Annotated in this window: 18 protein-coding genes; 13 read left to right on the top strand and 5 right to left on the bottom strand. The window is 40.5% G+C overall.

The window, feature by feature from the left end:
• Positions 1-130: 130 nt before the first annotated feature.
• On the bottom strand, positions 131-2,524 hold the full coding sequence (locus IE199_RS02980) for a Lon protease family protein (RefSeq protein ID WP_189767215.1): 2,394 nt from the start codon (positions 2,522-2,524) through the stop codon (positions 131-133).
• Positions 2,525-2,669: 145 nt separating this feature from the next.
• Positions 2,670-3,152 carry a zinc ribbon-containing protein gene (locus IE199_RS02975; protein WP_189767214.1) on the bottom strand — a complete coding sequence of 161 codons (483 nt, stop codon included), beginning with the start codon at positions 3,150-3,152 and terminating at the stop codon, positions 2,670-2,672.
• A gap of 198 nt (positions 3,153-3,350) precedes the next feature.
• Here IE199_RS02975 and leuS point away from each other — a divergent pair, with 198 nt between their 5' ends.
• From leuS to lipA, 13 genes are all read left to right on the top strand, one after another.
• Positions 3,351-5,930, top strand: a complete 2,580-nt coding sequence (leuS, locus tag IE199_RS02970) for a leucine--tRNA ligase (RefSeq protein WP_189767213.1) — start codon at positions 3,351-3,353, stop codon at positions 5,928-5,930.
• 5 nt (positions 5,931-5,935) lie between these two features.
• On the top strand, positions 5,936-6,451 hold the full coding sequence (locus IE199_RS02965) for an LPS-assembly lipoprotein LptE (protein WP_189767212.1): 516 nt from the start codon (positions 5,936-5,938) through the stop codon (positions 6,449-6,451).
• 14 nt (positions 6,452-6,465) lie between these two features.
• Positions 6,466-7,512: a DNA polymerase III subunit delta gene (gene holA, locus IE199_RS02960; RefSeq protein WP_189767211.1), complete on the top strand. Its 1,047-nt coding sequence runs from the start codon at positions 6,466-6,468 to the stop codon at positions 7,510-7,512.
• Positions 7,496-8,158 carry a nicotinate-nucleotide adenylyltransferase gene (nadD, locus tag IE199_RS02955; RefSeq protein WP_189767210.1) on the top strand — a complete coding sequence of 221 codons (663 nt, stop codon included), beginning with the start codon at positions 7,496-7,498 and terminating at the stop codon, positions 8,156-8,158. The genes holA and nadD overlap by 17 nt, the downstream gene beginning before the upstream one ends.
• Positions 8,159-8,247: 89 nt before the next feature.
• The gene (gene rsfS / locus IE199_RS02950) at positions 8,248-8,565 is read left to right on the top strand and encodes a ribosome silencing factor (protein ID WP_189767209.1); all 318 of its coding nucleotides are present in this window, start codon (positions 8,248-8,250) and stop codon (positions 8,563-8,565) included.
• A 9-nt stretch (positions 8,566-8,574) separates the two neighbouring features.
• Positions 8,575-9,045, top strand: a complete 471-nt coding sequence (gene rlmH, locus IE199_RS02945; RefSeq protein ID WP_189767208.1) for a 23S rRNA (pseudouridine(1915)-N(3))-methyltransferase RlmH — start codon at positions 8,575-8,577, stop codon at positions 9,043-9,045.
• Positions 9,046-9,050: 5 nt separating this feature from the next.
• The gene (gene mrdA / locus IE199_RS02940) at positions 9,051-11,033 is read left to right on the top strand and encodes a penicillin-binding protein 2 (protein ID WP_189767207.1); all 1,983 of its coding nucleotides are present in this window, start codon (positions 9,051-9,053) and stop codon (positions 11,031-11,033) included.
• Positions 11,033-12,148, top strand: a complete 1,116-nt coding sequence (gene rodA / locus IE199_RS02935; RefSeq protein WP_189767206.1) for a rod shape-determining protein RodA — start codon at positions 11,033-11,035, stop codon at positions 12,146-12,148. The genes mrdA and rodA overlap by 1 nt, the downstream gene beginning before the upstream one ends.
• Before the next feature lies 1 nt (position 12,149).
• The gene (locus IE199_RS02930) at positions 12,150-12,920 is read left to right on the top strand and encodes a septal ring lytic transglycosylase RlpA family protein (RefSeq protein WP_229854500.1); all 771 of its coding nucleotides are present in this window, start codon (positions 12,150-12,152) and stop codon (positions 12,918-12,920) included.
• A 142-nt stretch (positions 12,921-13,062) separates the two neighbouring features.
• Complete coding sequence (locus IE199_RS02925) at positions 13,063-14,256, top strand: serine hydrolase (protein ID WP_189767204.1); 1,194 nt, start codon at positions 13,063-13,065, stop codon at positions 14,254-14,256.
• 184 nt (positions 14,257-14,440) lie between these two features.
• Positions 14,441-14,704, top strand: a complete 264-nt coding sequence (gene ybeD, locus IE199_RS02920; protein WP_189767203.1) for a DUF493 family protein YbeD — start codon at positions 14,441-14,443, stop codon at positions 14,702-14,704.
• On the top strand, positions 14,705-15,385 hold the full coding sequence (lipB, locus tag IE199_RS02915) for a lipoyl(octanoyl) transferase LipB (RefSeq protein WP_189767202.1): 681 nt from the start codon (positions 14,705-14,707) through the stop codon (positions 15,383-15,385).
• The gene (lipA, locus tag IE199_RS02910) at positions 15,375-16,343 is read left to right on the top strand and encodes a lipoyl synthase (RefSeq protein WP_189767201.1); all 969 of its coding nucleotides are present in this window, start codon (positions 15,375-15,377) and stop codon (positions 16,341-16,343) included. Before lipB ends, lipA begins: the two co-directional genes overlap by 11 nt.
• 2 nt (positions 16,344-16,345) lie before the next feature.
• Here lipA and IE199_RS02905 read toward each other — a convergent pair whose 3' ends face one another.
• The 3 genes from IE199_RS02905 to aroC all read right to left on the bottom strand — a co-directional run bounded on the left by IE199_RS02905 (position 16,346) and on the right by aroC (position 19,456).
• Positions 16,346-17,095, bottom strand: a complete 750-nt coding sequence (locus tag IE199_RS02905; RefSeq protein ID WP_189767200.1) for a substrate-binding periplasmic protein — start codon at positions 17,093-17,095, stop codon at positions 16,346-16,348.
• A 65-nt stretch (positions 17,096-17,160) separates the two neighbouring features.
• Complete coding sequence (locus tag IE199_RS02900) at positions 17,161-18,315, bottom strand: MFS transporter (RefSeq protein ID WP_189767199.1); 1,155 nt, start codon at positions 18,313-18,315, stop codon at positions 17,161-17,163.
• Between the two features lie 46 nt (positions 18,316-18,361).
• Complete coding sequence (gene aroC / locus IE199_RS02895) at positions 18,362-19,456, bottom strand: chorismate synthase (protein WP_189767198.1); 1,095 nt, start codon at positions 19,454-19,456, stop codon at positions 18,362-18,364.

Here is a 19,456-nt window from a genome sequence, read left to right as displayed (position 1 = left end):
TTTTTCCCTAATTAATTGCACGCAGTCTGGCTGTTGATGTTGTTATCAACTTAACTAAGTGATAACAACATGCATAACCAAAACAGTAAAAATTCAGTGTATATACACAAAAGCGCTAAAAATTGACTATTTACTCTTCCATGCCGTTAATAAGCTCTGAAAGTTTATTCAATTTATCAAGGACTTGAGCATGAATTGATTTACGAGGGTAACGACCAACACTATTAATTTTACCTGCCGTTATGCCCATTAAGATTTCCATGGATTGCTCGACATTTTCTACTGCATAAATATGAAACTGCCCGGCTTCTACAGCGGTGATCACTTCTTCTGACAACATTAAGTTAATCACATTGGTTTTAGGGATAATAACACCTTGCTGTCCCGTCAACCCTTCGTCCTTGCATAACCGATAAAAGCCTTCAATTTTTTCATTGACGCCACCAATTGATTGCACTTCACCATGCTGGTTCATTGAGCCAGTTATCGCGATACTCTGATCAATTGGAATTTGCGAAATTGCCGATATTAGCGCACACAGCTCAGCCATCGAAGCGCTATCACCGTCGATGTGTCCATATGACTGTTCAATGGCAATATTGGCCGAAATGGAGACAGGAAAATCCTGACCATATTTATGACCTAAATATCCAGAAAGTAGCAATACACCTTTTGAGTGAATAGATTTGCCCAAATCAACTTCACGCTCAATATCAGTAATACCATGGCTACCTGCGTAAACAGTCGCGGTAATACGTGCTGGTGTGCCAAAAACACTGTCGCCAATTTCCAATACCGTTAAGCCATTAACTTTGCCAACATGTTTACCTGATGTACTGATTAGCACCTGCTCTTCTTTAATTTCATTGAGCCAAGTTTCACTGATACGACCAATGCGTTTATCTTTGGCTAACATGGCATTTTTCACATACTTCTCAGTAAGTTCACCTTGCGCGCCATCGTTGCGCCATAAATAATTAGCCTCATCAAGCAGGTCATTTACTTGCACGATATTGGCAGAAATTTTATGTTGATGTTCGGCTTTTCTTAACGCATAACGTACCAACTCAATGACGGCTTTGTCACTGACGTTAGCGTAATTATATTTGTAAGCGCGTTGTCGAATAAGCTGTGCATATTCTTTTAAGTTATGTTCAGTGTTATCTAGGTGGCGATCAAAATCGGCTAACACTCGAAATAACTCAGTAAACTCTTGATCGTAATCTTGCAACATATAATACAAACTAGAATCTCCCAGCAATACCACTTTGACTTGCAAAGGAATTTTCTCTGGTTGCAAACTCAGTGCACCAGGTTGAGAGTATTCGTTGTATGGATTTTCAATAGTAATTTGTTGGGTTTTCAACGCCAGTTTTAAACGTGACCACACCAAAGGTTGATTCAATAATTTTTCAGCATCAAGCAACAAATAGCCACCATTTGCTCGATGTAATGCACCCGGTCTAATCAAACGATAACTGGTATATGTTGCACCTTGAAATGAAGCTACATCCACTTGTCCAAACAAATTTTGAAAGGTTGGATTTTCTTCATACACCACAGGTGCACCTGAATCTACCGCTCTTGGCACAATTAAATTAGGTAAAAAGCGCTCTACCATGAGTTTGCGCAAGTCTTTATCTTTGACTAATGCGTCATTTGTTTCATCACACAAAATTTCTAACACAGCGTCAACAACGTGTTCTTTGACTGTTGATAAGTACTTAAGTACTCCAATATTACTGGAAAACTCGTGTTCAAGTTCTTTTAGCAGCGGTCTAATATTTTGCTCAGCAGTTTCATGTTTAAGGCGACGCATTTTGTCGGAAGAAATACGCTTCCACTGAGGTAATTCAATTAACTGTTCTGATAATAAGTTTTCTAATTTTTCTAATAGCTCATAAAACGCTGTGCGCTGTTCTTCATCTAAATTTGCAAACTCTTTGTCATTGAGTGGTTTACCTTCCACTAATGGTGCAAATCCAATTTCACCCGCTTCTTCAAAAAGCACTACTTCGTGGCTTAGCGCCGTCGCTTCAACATTAGCGATTGCTTGGTCGTATTTTTGATTAAATTCTCGATCAATTGCTGCTTTTTGACGTTGATACCCAGGGTTGTCAAAAATTTCAGGAAATAGCCCCATCAATTCATCAATGAAGGTATTCATGCGAGTAAGTAGCTGCTTACCAACACCAGGACTCAAATATAGCTTTAGCGGCGAATGTGCATCATCAAAGTTATTGGTATAACACCATTCGTCAGGCGTTGGTTGATTGGCTGCTGTTTTAGCCAACATTTGCATAATAAGTGTTTGTCTGCCCGTGCCATGATCGCCCATGGCATAAACGTTGAATCCCCTAGCCTGCATTGATAAGCCAAACTCTAGCGCTTCCTTTGCTCTTTGGTGCCCTAGAAATATTTTTGACTGCTGAGGATCATATTCTGATTGTGCAAAAATAGAAGGCTCTAATTGCGCTGTAAGCTGTGCAGATGCCAATTTGTATTGGCTCAAAGTTGGGGTCATAGCAGACTACCTAAGAATAGAGAAGTGTAATACACAATGGATAATTGTTATCTTTACTGCCAAGTTTACTCGCAACTATCCGTTTGAAGCAAAGTTTTCTCTCAAACTGTCATAATTTAATCAATAGCTTATCATTTGCACATTACTAAGGTGTTAAGCTAATTCGGGTAAATTCATTGTGACCGCAATGTATGCAATCAACCACTTTAGCCATATGAGTCACAGGCGTAGACTGTCGACATTGTCTGCATTGCAACAAGCCAAAACCAATAACATCACCCGATTTGTATACACCATGATGTTTAAAATCATCAGTCAGCTCAGCCCATTCTACTTGTGATTGATCGGTTATTTTTGCCATCAATGCCCAAAAAGATTCACGCATTAAAGCTAAATAAATCGAGTGTTTAGCCTGTTCTTGATTTTGTAAATAAAACTCATGTAAATCATAGGTAAAATTATCAACAAACTGCTTCATTTTTTCTTCAGGTAATTGCTCCATAGCAACAAGTAATGCTTTAGCTTGTTCAACCAATTCAACAATTTGAGTTACTTCATGTTTTTTGACATCAGTTAGCCATTGCGCCATGCCTTGGTAGAAGTCTGAGAAGCGATCTTTATCCATCATTTCACTCCAATTTGTTGCGTATAAATTCAGTATAGCAGTAGCGACAAAACAATAGCGAAGTGACCTGCTATAAAAATGTGCATAAAACAGGTATTAAACTTGTCGTTAATGCGGCAAATCATGTATTCTATGGCGATTATTTTAAGCACATATTTGACGCGCATTTCGCATCACATCAAATAATTGAGAAAATCATTAATGGAATCCATTTACAATCCCCAGTCTATCGAAGCTGAAGTTCAGAAGTACTGGACTGAAAACAAAACGTTTAAAGCCGTTGAGCAGCCAGGAAAAGAAAAGTTTTATTGTTTGTCTATGTTCCCTTACCCAAGTGGCAAACTCCACATGGGGCATGTTCGCAATTACAGCTTAGGTGATGTGATTTCACGCTATCAGCGCTTACAAGGTAAAAACGTGATGCAACCTATGGGTTGGGACTCTTTTGGTTTACCAGCTGAAAATGCAGCGATCAAAAACAATTCTGCACCAGCCAAATGGACTTATCAAAATATTGACTACATGAAAGGTCAATTAAAGTCTTTAGGTTTTGGTTATGACTGGGATCGTGAACTAGCGACATGTCGTAAAGACTACTACCGCTGGGAACAATGGTTCTTTACTAAGCTTTATGAAAAAGGCTTAGTTTACAAGAAAAATGCCACGGTTAACTGGGATCCTGTCGACCAAACAGTACTTGCTAACGAACAAGTAATCGATGGCCGTGGCTGGCGTTCTGGCGCCATTGTTGAGCGCAAAGAAATCCCTCAGTGGTTTATCAAGATCACCGATTACGCCGAAGAATTATTAAATGACTTAGACCAATTAGAAGGTTGGCCTGAGCAAGTGAAGACCATGCAAAGAAACTGGATTGGTCGTTCACAAGGTGTAGAAATGACCTTTGCTATTGCTGACAGCGAAGAGCAGTTTGATATCTACACCACACGTCCAGATACTGTCATGGGTGTTACTTATGTTGCCCTAGCTGCTCAACATCCATTAGCACTTGCAGCAGCAAAAAGTAATCCAGAGCTAGCGGCTTTTATCGACGAGTGTAAACAAAGTAAAGCAACTGAAGCTGACATTGCTGCGATGGAGAAAAAAGGCGTAGACACCGGCCTTAAAGCTGTTCATCCATTAACCGGTGAATTAGTACCAGTATGGGCTGCTAACTTCGTATTAATGGATTACGGCTCAGGTGCTGTGATGTCAGTTCCAGGTCACGACCAACGTGACTACGAATTTGCCAAAAAATATGGTCTAGCGATAAAACAAGTCATTGAAGCAAGTGAAGACGACAACATCGATGAAGCAGCTATCGTTGATAAAAACACCTTGATCAATTCAGGTGAATTTGACGGTTTAAGCTTTGAGCAAGCTTTTGACGCCATTGCACAAAAGTTAGTTTCACTAGGTAAAGGCTCAGTTAAAGTGAACTACCGTTTACGCGACTGGGGTGTATCTCGCCAGCGTTATTGGGGTGCACCAATCCCAATGATCAATTTAGCGAACGGTGAATCTGTACCAGTTCCTGAAGATCAACTACCGGTTGAATTACCAGAAGATGTCGTGATGAACGGTGTAACCTCACCGATTAAAGACGATCCTGAGTGGGCAAAAACAACCTATAACGGTGAAGCGGCGTTAAAAGAAACAGATACTTTTGATACCTTTATGGAATCGTCATGGTATTACGCGCGTTTTTGTAGTCCAAACGATGATACCCAAATGTTAGACCCAGAAAAAGCTAACTATTGGTTACCTGTAGACCAATATGTTGGTGGTATTGAACACGCTATTTTGCACTTATTGTACGCACGTTTTTTCCACAAACTATTACGTGATGTTGGATTAGTTGACAGTGATGAGCCGTTCAAGAGCTTGTTATGTCAGGGCATGGTTTTAGCTGATACTTACTACCGTGAAGGTGAAAATGGCGGCCAAGAGTGGATTGCCCCTTCGGATGTTGAAGTTGAGCGCAATGACAAAGGCCAAATCACCAAGGCGACAAGTAAATTAGATGGTGAACCTGTTATTTCTGCTGGCATGAGTAAAATGTCTAAATCGAAAAATAACGGTATTGACCCTCAAGAAGTTATCGAGCAATTTGGTGCAGACACCGTACGTTTGTTTGTGATGTTTACTTCACCACCAGAGCAAACATTAGAATGGTCTGACTCAGGCGTTGAAGGTGCACATCGCTTCTTAAAACGTGTTTGGAAGCTTGCCTATGACTTTACTCAAAGTGGTGACGTAGCAGATATCGACGTTAAGACGCTAAACAGCGCTCAAAAAACATTGCGCCGCGAACTTCACAAAACGATCAGTAAAGTTAGTGATGATATTGGTCGTCGTAACACCTTTAACACGGCTATTGCAGCTATCATGGAGTTAATGAACCATTTAGCCAAAGCGCCTCTTGAGTCAAATGAAGACCGCGCTGTCATGCAAGAAGCAATTCGTGCTGTTGTTTTAATGTTATCGCCTATCGTACCTCACTTAGGTCACAACTTATGGCAACAAATTGGCGACGGCTCTTCGCTTGAAGAAGCTTCATGGCCACAAGTTGATGAGTCAGCTCTAGTTGAAGATGAAAAACTTATTATTGTGCAAGTTAACGGCAAAGTTCGTGCAAAAATCACGGTTGCAGCCGATGCGAGTCAAGAACAAGTGGAACATTTAGGTACCACGGAAGAGAATGTTGCTAAGTTTATCGACGATAAAACAATCCGTAAGGTAATTTACGTACCAGGTAAATTACTCAATATTGTGGCCAATTAATTGACATGACTAAAAAAAACAAAACTCGTTTTTTTAAGTTAGCTAAAGCGTATAGCCTCGTGCTATGCGCTTTATTGCTAAGTGCTTGTGGTTTTAAGTTGCGTGGTGATTACCTGCTTGATCCTCAATTGCAAACCATCTACCTAAGTTCTGCCGACAAACACGGAGAACTTACCCGTTTAACCAAAAAACACCTACAGCGTAATAAAGTCACTCTGTTGGCAAATTATGAAATTAGTCATCCAGAACTACGTATTTTAAAAGATTCACTAGACCGTCGTACTTTGTCTGTATTCCCTAATGGCCAAGTCGCCGAGTATGAATTGATTTATACGGTAAAGTATCAATTGCGCATGGACGGTAAAACACCTCAAACATTTACTTTTGAGCTTAACCGCGATTATCAAGACGATCCGGATATCGCATTAGCAAAAAGTCGCGAATTATCACTAATGCTAAAAGAAATGCGTATGGAAGCGGCTGATAAAATTTTGCGTAATATGGCCAGCATACAGCTATAAATTGAAGGCAATTCATGCGGATTTATCATAACCAACTATCTAATACACTAAACAAAAGCTTAGCGCCTGTTTGGATGATATTTGGTGATGAACCTTGGCAAAAACTCAACAGCCTACAGCAAATAAAACAACATTATTTGCAGCAAGGTTTTGATGAAGTTATTCAGCTAACGGTTGACGATAAATTTGATTGGTCATTGGTCGCTCAGGAGTATCAAGCATTAAGCTTGTTTGCCAGCAGACGCATCATTGAATTAGATTTGATGACGCTAAAATTAAACGAAACTGCTGCCAAAATTTTAGTTGATCTAATGGCCTCTCCCTCGCCTGATGTATTGTTATTACTGCACGGCGACAAAATTGATGCCGCCACTCAAAAACGTAAATGGTTTAAAGCTTTAGACAAAGATGGTGTATTTTTGCCACTTTACGATATCGAAGGAAAACATTTACAACAGTGGATACAAAAGCAGGCAAGGCAATATCAAGTCAATATGTTGCCCGATGTAGTTTTTCTATTGGCAGAGTTATTTGAAGGTAACTTAAACGCCCTAGACCAAGAATTACAAAAGTTCGCTATTTTATTTGGCCAACAATTGATCACCGCAGAGCAAGCACAACAACTGCTTATCAAACAGGCAAAATTTAATCCATTTCAAATTATCGACGCTTTGTTATTAGGTGATATCACGAAATGCATCAACATGTTAGATCAATTACAACATGATGGTACGCCATTTCAACAACTGGTTTGGTTTATTCACAAAGAAATAAAACAGCTGGCCGACATGCAAGAAAAAATGCAAAGCGGACAAGATTTCACAAATCTTTGTAAAGAATACCGAATCTGGGATAAGCGAAAGCCCATGTATCAAAAGGCATTAAGCAATATATCACCAAGCAACCTTGCTATCGCGCAAGCACGCTTAGCAGATACCGATTTAATTTCGAAGACGTCCAGTGATTTTAACCCCTTTATTTTGCTAAGCGACACCATTATCACTTTATATCATGGCCAGTTAACTCAACAATTTGCATTAGATTATGAGTTCAACCACTAACGTTTTAGCTCCTTACCGCGTTGGTATTTTGGGTGGCACATTCGACCCTATTCACTACGGCCATATAAAGCCAGCTCTCGATATCGCTAAGCAATTGAAGCTTGATGAACTAAGTTTGATGCCTGCACATATTCCGCCGCACAAACAGGGAACTCATGCTGATGCGATGCACAGGTTAAAAATGACTGAACTGGCAGCAAAAGAAGGAGCATCTATCACAGTAGATAACCGTGAGCTTACACGTAATACGCCATCATATACCGTAGATACCCTTGCACAAATAAGACAAGAGCGCCCCAATGTTCAACTATTCTTTTTAGTTGGCATGGACTCTTTACTTAGCTTTACTCGTTGGTATAAATGGCAAGAGATCCTAACGTATTGTCATTTAGTCGTGTCAGTGCGTCCTGGCTATGACAAAGCTTTATTAAACGAACAAGATCAACAAGCGTTAGCACCTTACTTCTGTGATTCAACCGAATCGCTAGTGCATCACCATGCAGGAAAAATCGTCTTACTCAATCAACCAAGTATTGACGTTTCTTCAACAGAACTACGAAGCGCTATTACAAACAATTGTTTCGACGAGTCATTACAGCCAAAATCAGTAATAGACTACATAAAACGTCACAATTTATATCGCTAAAATCCCACAGACACATGCCCCTAGGCTATTAACCTTAGTAAATAATAGTGCTATTATTCCGCTAATATTTTTCAAAAAGAGATTTAACGTTGCAAATAGACGCACTAGCTGATTTTATCGTCGAAAAAATTGATGATATGAAAGGCCGAGATATTACTTCCATCAATGTTGCAGAAAAGTCCGACTTCGCGGATTACATGATCATCGCATCAGGCAACTCAACCCGCCATGTAAAATCAATCGCACAAAATGTTACTACAGAATGTCGTGCCCAAGGTATTGAGCCTTTGGGTGTTGAAGGTGTTGATATTGGCGAATGGTCTTTAGTAGACCTTGGCGATATCGTCGTGCATATCATGACCGACGAAATGCGTGATAAATATCAACTAGAACAACTTTGGGAGTAATAACTTCCGATGCGCATTACCTTGTATGCCGTTGGCAATAAAATGCCAGCCTGGGTTACCCAAGGCTTTAATGAGTACAGCCGTCGCTTTCCGCGTGATTTAACCTTTGACCTTGTCGAAATCCCACCAGGAAAGCGAGGGAAAAACGCGGACATCGCCCGCATCTTGGAAAAAGAAGGACAGCAAACTCTCGCTGCTATTCCAAAAGGCAACCGTATAGTGACTTTGGAAGTCACTGGCAAACCTTGGACAACACCAGATCTAGCTCAAAACTTGGAAAAATGGCAATTAGATGGCAGAGATGTTGCGCTTTTAGTAGGTGGTCCTGAAGGATTAGCACCTGCATGCATTCAAGCTTCTGAACAAAAATGGTCATTATCTGCTTTAACCTTACCTCACCCAATGGTAAGAATAATTGTGGCAGAGAGCTTATACCGCGCTTGGAGCGTCAATAATAACCACCCCTACCACAGAGAGTAAACTCGGTGAAACAACGACGCGTTTCGATTAGGAATCATACCGCGGAAGCAAACTTGTTTGCCCGACGGGCATTTATTGCTTTAATGGCTGTAACAGCCATGCTACTGCTCTTGTTTAGTAAAGCTTATAACTTACAAGTCAGTTCGTATGAGAAATATCAAACGCGTTCTAACTCAAACCGCATTAAATTACTTCCGGTAGCACCTAATCGTGGGCTCATCTACGATAGAAACGGCGTATTATTAGCCGATAACAAACCTATTTACAGTATTGAGATTATTCCAGAACAGGTTGAAGACTTGTCGCAAACTGTGGGCGAAATCAGTGAATTACTGGATATTTCACAAGATCATCAGGCGAAGTTTTTTAACGCTCTGCGTAGTAAACGACGTTTTAAACCTATTGAATTGAAATCTCGACTTAGTGAACAACAAGTTGCACTTTTTTCCGTAAACCAACACAAATTTCCTGGTGTATTTATTGATGCGCGTTTAAAGCGCTATTACCCATTTGCAGATTTAACCACGCATTCTCTCGGATATGTTGCACGTATTAACCGACGAGATGCCATCAAACTCGAAGAACAAGGCAAAGACGAGAACTACGCTGCTACTCGCAATATCGGCAAATTAGGCTTAGAAAAATATTACCAAGACGAGTTACATGGTGAAGTGGGCCACCAAGAGGTTGAAATTAACAATCAAGGGCGGGTTATCCGCACACTTGATTTTACGCCGCCAAAACCTGGAAAAGATTTAACCTTAACTTTAGATATAGAACTACAAATGGTTGCTAAAAGAGCATTAGCCGGCCATCGAGGGGCAATTGTTGCCATTGACCCAAGAGACGGTGGCGTTTTAGCAATGTACTCTAACCCTGCTTACGATGGTAATCTGTTTGTCCATGGAATTAGCAGCAAAAATTACAATAAACTTTTAAAATCAAGACACAGGCCACTCATTAACAGGACAGTTCAAGGGTACCCACCCGCGTCAACCATTAAACCATTACTGGCTTTAACCGGACTTGAAGAAGGCATTGTTACTCCTGAAACCGAAATATACGATCCTGGCTTTTACCAGTTAAAAGGGGTAGAAAATAGACGCCGAGATTGGAAACGTTGGGGGCATGGTAAAGTTAACCTAACAAAATCATTAGAACAGTCTTGCAATGTTTATTATTACGACTTGTCGTTTAAGTTAGGCATTACACGTATTGCTCGTATGATGGAAAAATTTGGTTTTGGTGATTATACCGGTATCGATATTCATGAAGAAAACAGTGCCATTATGCCAAGCGTGGAATGGAAGCGTGCTCGATACAATCAGCCATGGTATACAGGTGAAACACTGTCTGTTGGTATCGGTCAAAGTTTTTGGACTGTAACGCCATTACAACTTGCGCAATCTATATCAATTTTGGTTAACCGTGGTGATATTAAAGTGCCACACTTAGTTAAAGCCAAAACCAGTTATGATCAAGTTAACCCTGAAACTGGTGAGCGAACCAGCATATTTGAAGAAGTGCCTGTCGATCATAAGCCCCCTATTGTTTTAAAAGATAATAAAAATTGGGAAATAGTCTTAGATGCAATGCACAACACAGTGCAGAAAAAAGGCGCAACAGGCTATAACGCGTTCAAAGGCCACACTTATGATGCAGCAGGTAAAACCGGCTCTGCACAAACCGCCAACCTAGCTCAGGACGAAAGGTATGACGCAGAAAGTACCGCAGAGAGTCAACGTGATAATGCAATGTTTGTTGCTTTTGCTCCCTATGAAAACCCAGAAATTGTCGTTGCTGTAGCTATTGAAAACGTTGCCAAAGGTGGTGGTGCGGCCAACGCAGCTCCAGTCGCTCGCCAGATACTCGATCAATATTTTGGTGACCGCGTAATCGTCAGTGAACACCCCCATTTATTGCATGAAGAAACCTATGGCGAGCAACACCTTAAAACTATTCCAGCAAGTGTACGAGGAAGTCGTTAATGCGCTCTACGGGACATGACCAACAAAAACGAAAAACCATTTGGCAAAGTCTCCACATCGATATTCCGCTTCTTGCAGGTTTATTGTGTTTGTTAACCTTGAGTATCTGTGTAGTTTACAGCGCTAGCGGCGGCGACATGGACATGGTAATTCGACATAGTAAACGACTAGGTTTTGCCTTTACAGCCATGATCGTCATAGCCCAGATACCACCGCAATTTTGGCGCAAGTGGGCAGTACCTGCCTTTATCGCTGGTGTTGCTTTACTGGTGGCCGTACTACTGTTTGGCCATGTGGGTAAAGGAGCTAAACGATGGATAAATTTGGGTTTTACCATGTTTCAACCCTCAGAGATAATGAAGCTTGCAGTGCCTATGATGACAGCTTGGTACGTCAGCCAATATGACTTACCCACCAAGCTACAACATATTATCATCGCCTTCATTATCGTATTGATACCAACGTTGTTAATCGCAAAACAACCCGATTTGGGCACATCTTTATTAATTGCCAGTTCAGGCATATTTGTTATTTTTTTAGCCGGTGCAAGCTGGAAATTGATCGGCAGTTGCGCTGTATTAGCGTCGGCATTTGCCCCAATTTTGTGGACGTTTTTGATGAAAGATTATCAAAAACAACGAGTATTAACCTTTCTTAATCCCGAACAAGACCCATTAGGTAGTGGCTATCATATTATTCAATCAAAGATAGCCATTGGCTCAGGTGGTTTGCAGGGTAAAGGCTGGATGCAAGGTACCCAATCACAGTTGGAGTTTCTACCGGAGCGACACACTGACTTCATTTTTGCTGTTTTCAGTGAAGAGTTTGGCTTAATCGGCGTCGCTCTACTGTTAACTGTGTACCTTGCCATTGTTATACGTGGTCTTTGGATTGCGATAAATGCGCAACAAGCGTTTACCAAGCTGCTTGCTGGCAGCTTAACACTGACATTTTTTGTCTATGTTTTTGTTAATATCGGTATGGTTTCAGGCCTATTACCTGTCGTTGGTGTGCCATTACCTTTGGTCAGCTACGGCGGTACATCAATGGTGACATTAATGGCAGGCTTCGGTATTTTAATGTCTATCAGTACTCGACGACGTTTCAATGCTTAACATGAATTATATTGTTCTACTTTTTCTTATCATTGTCATTAGTGGTTGTAGTGCTAACTATGGACGTTATCAGCAAAAACATGACAGCACCCCAACACGTAAACCAACCGCTGTTGAGCTGCAAGATGCCGTACCTCGTACAGAAGTAAAAAGCCGAGGCGGTAACAGACACTATACCGTTAGGGGCAAATACTACAAAGTTTTACAGAGCGCTGAAGGGTTTACTGAAGTTGGTGAAGCGTCTTGGTACGGGAAAAAGTTTCACGGTCATCTAACGTCTAATGGTGAAATTTATAACATGTATGGTATGTCTGCAGCGCATAAAAACCTGCCTTTACCTACATATGTCAAAGTGACAAACTTAGCGAACGACAAGTCAGTTATTGTGCGAGTAAACGACAGAGGCCCATTCCACCAAGATCGAATTATTGATTTATCCTACAGTGCCGCTTATAAACTCGATATGTTAAAAACCGGCACAACAAAAGTTCAGATCCAGGCAATTACCGAACAAACAGTATCACCACCATTAGTCAAAAAATCCAATATTAAAGGCAATTACATCCAAGTATTTGCTACTTCAAATGAAGATGTTGCCAAGAAAACATCTCAGGCCATTAGTAGCTTATATAAATACCCGACTGAGATTATGCGGATTAGTCAATTGTACAAAGTAAAAGTAGGTCCAATTGAAGACTCTCAGGAATTACAGTCAATCTTGGAGCAACTAAAATCTCAAGGTTACCCTGAAGCTTTTAGAGTAATTTTTTAATTTAAAAAAAAGATACAATTTCAATTTGGCTAAGCCATAGAATTCAATATCAAAGCTGGTATACTCTGACGGAAAATATGATTTAAACATGCTCGCTGTCATGTTGTTCAATACATTTTTAAGAATTTTTATAAGGTAAATTATGCCCAAAACACTGGTGAAAAAATTAACCAACAAACAGAAACTACTCTCTTTAATCGGATGCATTGCATTTTCATTTTCTTCATATTCAAGTGCAAATACCATCATTCCTTCCCCACCTGAAGTAAACGCCAAAGGTCATATACTTATTGATTACACGACAGGTAAAGTTATTGCCGAAGGTAATGCTGACATCTTATTAGCACCAGCTAGCTTAACCAAAATGATGACAAGTTATATCATAGGTAAAGAGTTGCAATCGGGAAATATCACTAATACAGACATGGTGAAAATCAGTGCCAAAGCATGGGCAACGGGAAACCCAGTGTTAAAAGGCTCTTCACTGATGTTTTTAGAAGTAGGCAAAGAAGTGCCTGTTTCTGAGCTTAATCTAGGCATAATCATTGCCTCAGGTAACGATGCTTGTATCGCGATGGCTGAACACATAGCCGGTAGTGAAGATGCTTTTGCCGACTTGATGAATGCACATGCCGAACAACTAGGGATGAGCAGCAGCTATTTTGAAAACAGCCATGGTTTAGACAGTACTGAACACAAAACCACAGCAAGAGACATGGCTACCTTAGCGAGTGCTATTATTCGCGACGTTCCTGAAGAGTATGCGCTTTACAAGCAAAAATCATTTACCTTCAACAATATTAAACAAATTAACCGCAATGGCTTACTTTGGGATAAAAGTATGAATGTTGACGGGTTAAAAACTGGCCATACTGCGCAAGCTGGCTACAGTTTAGTAACCTCAGCAACCAAAGGTGATATGCGCTTAGTAGCGGTAGTAATGGGTACAGAAAGTGAACGAGCTCGTAAAGTAGAAAGTAAAAAACTACTCAACTACGGTTTCCGATTCTTTGAAACTTATACGCCGTACAAAGCGGGAGAAAAATTCGTCACTGATCGCGTTTGGATGGGTAATAGTAAAGAAGTGGAATTAGGCATAATGCAAGATACACCTATTACTATTCCTCGTGGACAACGCAAAAACTTAAAAGCTAACTTTGAATTAAACAAAAAGTTAATTGCACCTTTAGCAAAAGGTGAAGTTGTTGGTACTGTTTTCCTTCAACTTGACGGCGAAGACATCGGGCAATACCCACTTGTTACTTTACAAGAAATTACTGAAGGTGGGTTATTTGACCGCTTAGTTGACTACGTAAAACTGCAGTTTGCCGAATAACATTTAATTAATTCAAGTTATTACAAGTAATACTTTTGAAGAGCCTTGCCACTGTGCAAGGCTTTTTGTTTTTACTATGCTTGAAATTAAAACAAACGCCACCATTTTGCTCAACAATAAACAATGATAAAATACCCGCAATTTGTTGGCTAACACGCCAACCTGATGACAAGAGCAGTAATAGATGAATACCAAATTTGACGAATTGTTGGACTTTCCAACCGTTTTAAATTTCAAAGTGATGGGCATAGCTTGTGATGAGTTACCTGATCTGGTTGTCGCTGAACTACAAAAACACACACCTGGTGATTATTCACCAAGAATAAAGCCAAGTTCAAAAGGCAACTATCACTCGGTTTCTATCGCAGTGACAGTAACAAGCAAAGAGCACATAGAGCTAATTTATAAAACGTTAAATGACATTGAACAAGTCAGATACGTACTTTAGATGACCTCGGCAGATAACACTTTGAGCCAATCGCTAATTGTTCGGCAACTTGATCAAATGGACTATGTTACCGTTTGGCAAGCGATGAAAGATTTCACTGATCAACGTGATGAATCAACCATTGATGAGCTTTGGCTGGTAGAGCACCCTGCAGTATTTACCCTAGGACAAGCCAGTAAAGAAGAACACTTGCTGATGCCCGGCGACATTCCTGTTGTACAAGCAGACCGAGGTGGTCAAGTTACCTATCACGGCCCGGGTCAACAAGTGATGTATTTTTTGATCAACCTTAAACGTCGAAAGTTAGGAGTACGTGCACTCGTTACCTTAATTGAAAACGGCATAATCAACACCTTAGCAGATTTTGGTGTAACCGCTTATGCAAAGCCTGACGCTCCAGGTGTTTACGTTGATGAGAAAAAAATAGCATCTTTAGGGTTACGGGTAAGAAAAGGCTGCTCGTTTCATGGTTTAGCACTTAACGTCGCCATGGATATGGAACCATTTTTACGCATAAACCCATGTGGCTATGCAGGATTGGAAATGGTGCAAAGTGCCGCAATAAGTTCACTTACATCGGTTGAACAAGCGGGAAAATCTTTAACAGAACATATGGCTTCGCTATTGAGTGCAGCCCCTATTGAATACCAACACGGTTTGGAGTCATTACATGACCATTAAATCATCACGTATGGAAGCGGGAGTAAAATTAAGAGACGCCGATAAAATGGCGCACATCCCGATCAAAGTTGTACCATCAGAACGTGAAAAAATGCTACGTAAGCCTGAATGGTTACGCATTAAATTACCACGCAGCAGTGAGCGCATTGACAGTATTAAAGCTGCTCTGCGTAAACACGATTTACACTCAGTATGTGAAGAGGCATCTTGTCCTAACTTATCTGAGTGTTTTAACCACGGTACGGCAACTTTCATGATACTCGGTGCTATCTGCACAAGACGCTGTCCTTTCTGTGACGTTGCACACGGCAGACCACTTAAGGTAGATCCAGAAGAGCCTAAAAAATTAGCCCGTACGCTAAAAGATATGGCACTTAAATACGTTGTTATTACATCGGTTGACCGAGACGATCTTCGTGATGGTGGCGCACAGCAATTTGCTGACTGTATTACTGAAATTGCAGAACATTCTCCTAACACTAAAGTTGAAATTTTAGTTCCAGATTTTCGTGGTCGTATGGACCGAGCGTTGGAGATCTTAAACCAAAACCCACCACATGTGTTTAACCATAACATGGAAACAGCGCCACGTTTGTATACCAAGGCACGACCTGGTGCTAACTACCAGTGGTCATTAGATTTATTAAAGAAATTTGGTGAAGCAAACCCTGATGTTCCAACCAAGTCAGGCTTAATGGTAGGCTTAGGTGAAACCAACGAAGAAATTCTAGAGGTCATGCGTGACTTACGTGCTCATGGCGTGACTATGTTAACTATCGGCCAATACTTACAACCTAGTAAAGACCATTTACCCGTTGAACGTTATGTGCATCCTGATGAGTTTAAAATGTTCCATGATGAAGCCATGAAAATGGGCTTTGAGCATGCGGCATGTGGACCACTAGTGCGCTCTTCTTACCATGCAGACAAACAAGCTGCTGGTGAAGAAGTTAAATAAATCTACTCAGATTCTGGCACTACGCCAGTCTCTGGTAATTTAGTGTACTTTAGGTAACTAGCAAAGATTTTATCTGTGTCTAGTTGCCTAATTGCATCATCGAGTATCTTTTTCAATCGCTTACCTTGATCAGTATTGGCAACCGCAATACTCGCTGGAACTTGCCCTATCGATTTATAAAACACATTTTTAACGTTACGTTCCTGTAACAAGTGCATGACTGACGCCCGTTCAAATACCAAAACATCAACTCTGCCTGAAACAAACATGCTGACTAAGTGATTCAGCTCTTTCACTTCGATAAAGCGTGATTGGTCAATCTTTAAAATTTCAGCTAAAAACCCGGCATTACCTGTCGTTGTCCCTATTTTGCCCGATGCTACATTTGATAAATCGAAATACTTCTCGTCAAAAGTAAACAGGTCGGAAGTAGTATCAATTTTCCAGTCTAATTCGATGGCATATTGATAAAAATCATCGGATTCTAAATTTTTAGGCGTGTGTCCTGCTATAGTCAGCATGTTACGGCTCAACTGATATTTAGCACGTGCGTAAGTCATGATATTGACTTCAAATTTAAGGTTGGTTAGCTGTTCAATTTCCTTAAACATATTAACTGTCAGCCCTTGACCACTTTTATCAATAAAAGGCGGAAATGGCTCTAGGCCAACAGTAACTATCTGTTGTTCTTGGGCAAAACCTATTCGAAAAACAAAAGCACTAAGTAGTACTAAAAGAAAAGTATTTTTCACATTAAGGTAATTTTTACTTCACGATAATTTAATACTACTTAAGTTTTTGAAAATTATCTAATTGATTAACATCTTTGTTTCTCTCGCATAAAGAGAATCAATAGCCCTGCGACCAAAGAACAATAGGCTGCTAGCTCAAATGTTAGAGTTGCACCTTGACCGTTATTCCAGAATACACCAGCCAGATAAGCGCCTAGCGCACCACCAATACCGTAGACACCGGCGATATATATTGCTTGTGCCCTATTTTGTTGTCTAACCGTAAAATGCTGCTGCAAATATTGAATCGATGCGGTGTGGTAAAGACCAAAGCTAGCAGCATGAATTAATTGAGCAGCAAATAAAATAAGCGCAGAATCTGCAAAATTTCCGGTTAAGTACCAACGTAAAGCCGTTACTAACAAGCTAAATGCCAATAAAATTCTAGGACCAAATAATTGGTACAATTTACCGGCTATGATAAATATGCCAATTTCCGCAACTGCCCCTAAACTAATAAACAAACCAATACTTATACTGGGGTAACCTAAATCTCTTAGGTAAAGGGCAAAGAAACTGTAATAAACCCCAAAACTGAGCTGCAATAACAAGCCTGCAATAAAAAATAAAACAAAGCTTTGCTCTTTTAAACGCCCCCAAATTTCCTCATTTACCTGAGTAGTTTTAGCGGTAGCTTTAGCTTTTTGCTCAAGCAAACAACTTGAAACAAAGAGGGCAAGCAATATAAACCACCCCATATAAACAAAGGCTTCACTGTGATACGACACTAAAACTTCGCCAGCGAGTGTCACCGTAATAATAAAACCTATGCTCCCCCATAAACGTATGCGAGCATAAATATGTGCACTGCGTCTTATACTGGCAAGTGTCATAACCTCTAACTGTGGCTGTATTCCCGTCCAAAACAAACTAAATACCGCCAATACAAAAGCAATTGGCCAATAGCTTTGAACAAAGAATAGAAAACTAAAAGACAACAGAGCTAACAGTGAGCCCAGTTGAATTATGCCCTTAAGATTACCTGATTTGTCTGCCGCATTTGCCCACATGGTAGGACCAATAATTTTGGTGGCAGTAAATATGGCTAAAAGCTCACCTATTTCACGCGAGTTAAAGTCTCGACCATCTAGAAACAAAGCTAAAAATGGTACAACAAGTGCCAGTACAGAAAAGTAGGTGAAATAGGAAAAAGAAAAAGTGTAAAACTTAGGTGAACTCATGATGTTATACGTCTCAACATAGAGTTCACCTTTAAACTAGACTTGATCAAGGTTTTGAAATATCCGGGGTTGAACAATGCACATCAGCATTTTGTGCTCGATGTCGCATAAAATGATCCATCAAGGTTAAAGCCAACATGGCTTCTGCAATTGGCACAGCTCTGATGCCAACACATGGATCATGGCGGCCGCGGGTAATGATATCTGCTTGATTACCCTCTAAATCGATGGTTTTACCACTAACACCAATACTTGATGTTGGTTTAAGCGCAAGGTGTGCAACAATCGGTTGACCTGAAGATATTCCACCTAGTACACCTCCAGCATGGTTGGAAGCAAAGCCGTCAGGTGTTAATTCATCACGATGCTCTGAGCCTTTTTGAGTTACCACATCAAATCCATCACCTACTTCAACACCTTTAACTGCATTAATTCCCATTAAAGCATGTGCGATGTCAGCGTCTAAACGGTCAAAAATAGGCTCACCTAAACCAACCGGTACATTACTAGCAACTACCGTTAATTTAGCGCCGATAGAATCTTTCTGTTTGATGATATCGCGAAGTAGCTCGTCTAATGCCTCTAGTTTAGTGTCATCAGGAAAAAAGAAAGGGTTACCTTCCACTACATCCCAATCAATTTTCTCAGCTTTGACCGCGCCAATTTGAGTAACACAGGCGTTAATTTCAATACCAAACTTTTGTTTTAAGAACTTTTTAGCCACTGCCCCTGCTGCTACGCGCATTGCTGTTTCGCGAGCGGAAGAACGACCACCGCCTCGGTAATCTCGCAAGCCATATTTATGCCAGTAGGTATAATCTGCGTGGCCAGGTCTAAAACTTTGAGCAATTTCACTATAGTCTTTTGAACGTTGATCAGTGTTCTCAATAACAAGACCAATTGGGGTGCCTGTGGTTTTCCCTTCAAAAACACCAGACATGATCTTCACTTGATCTGGTTCACGTCGTGCAGTGGTATAACGAGAAGTACCTGGACGCCTGCGATCGAGATCGTGTTGTAGATCGGCTTCTGTGATTTCTAAGCCAGGAGGACAACCATCAATAATTGCTCCTAAACCTAAACCGTGGCTTTCACCAAATGTTGTAACAGTAAACAACTTACCAAAAGTATTACCCGACAT

Origin of the sequence: Thalassotalea marina, from assembly GCF_014656435.1 — a bacterium.
Lineage (GTDB): Bacteria > Pseudomonadota > Gammaproteobacteria > Enterobacterales > Alteromonadaceae > Thalassotalea_C > Thalassotalea_C marina.
The sequence above is the reverse complement of the archived record's forward strand: the minus strand, read 5'-3'. Positions and strand labels throughout refer to the sequence as shown.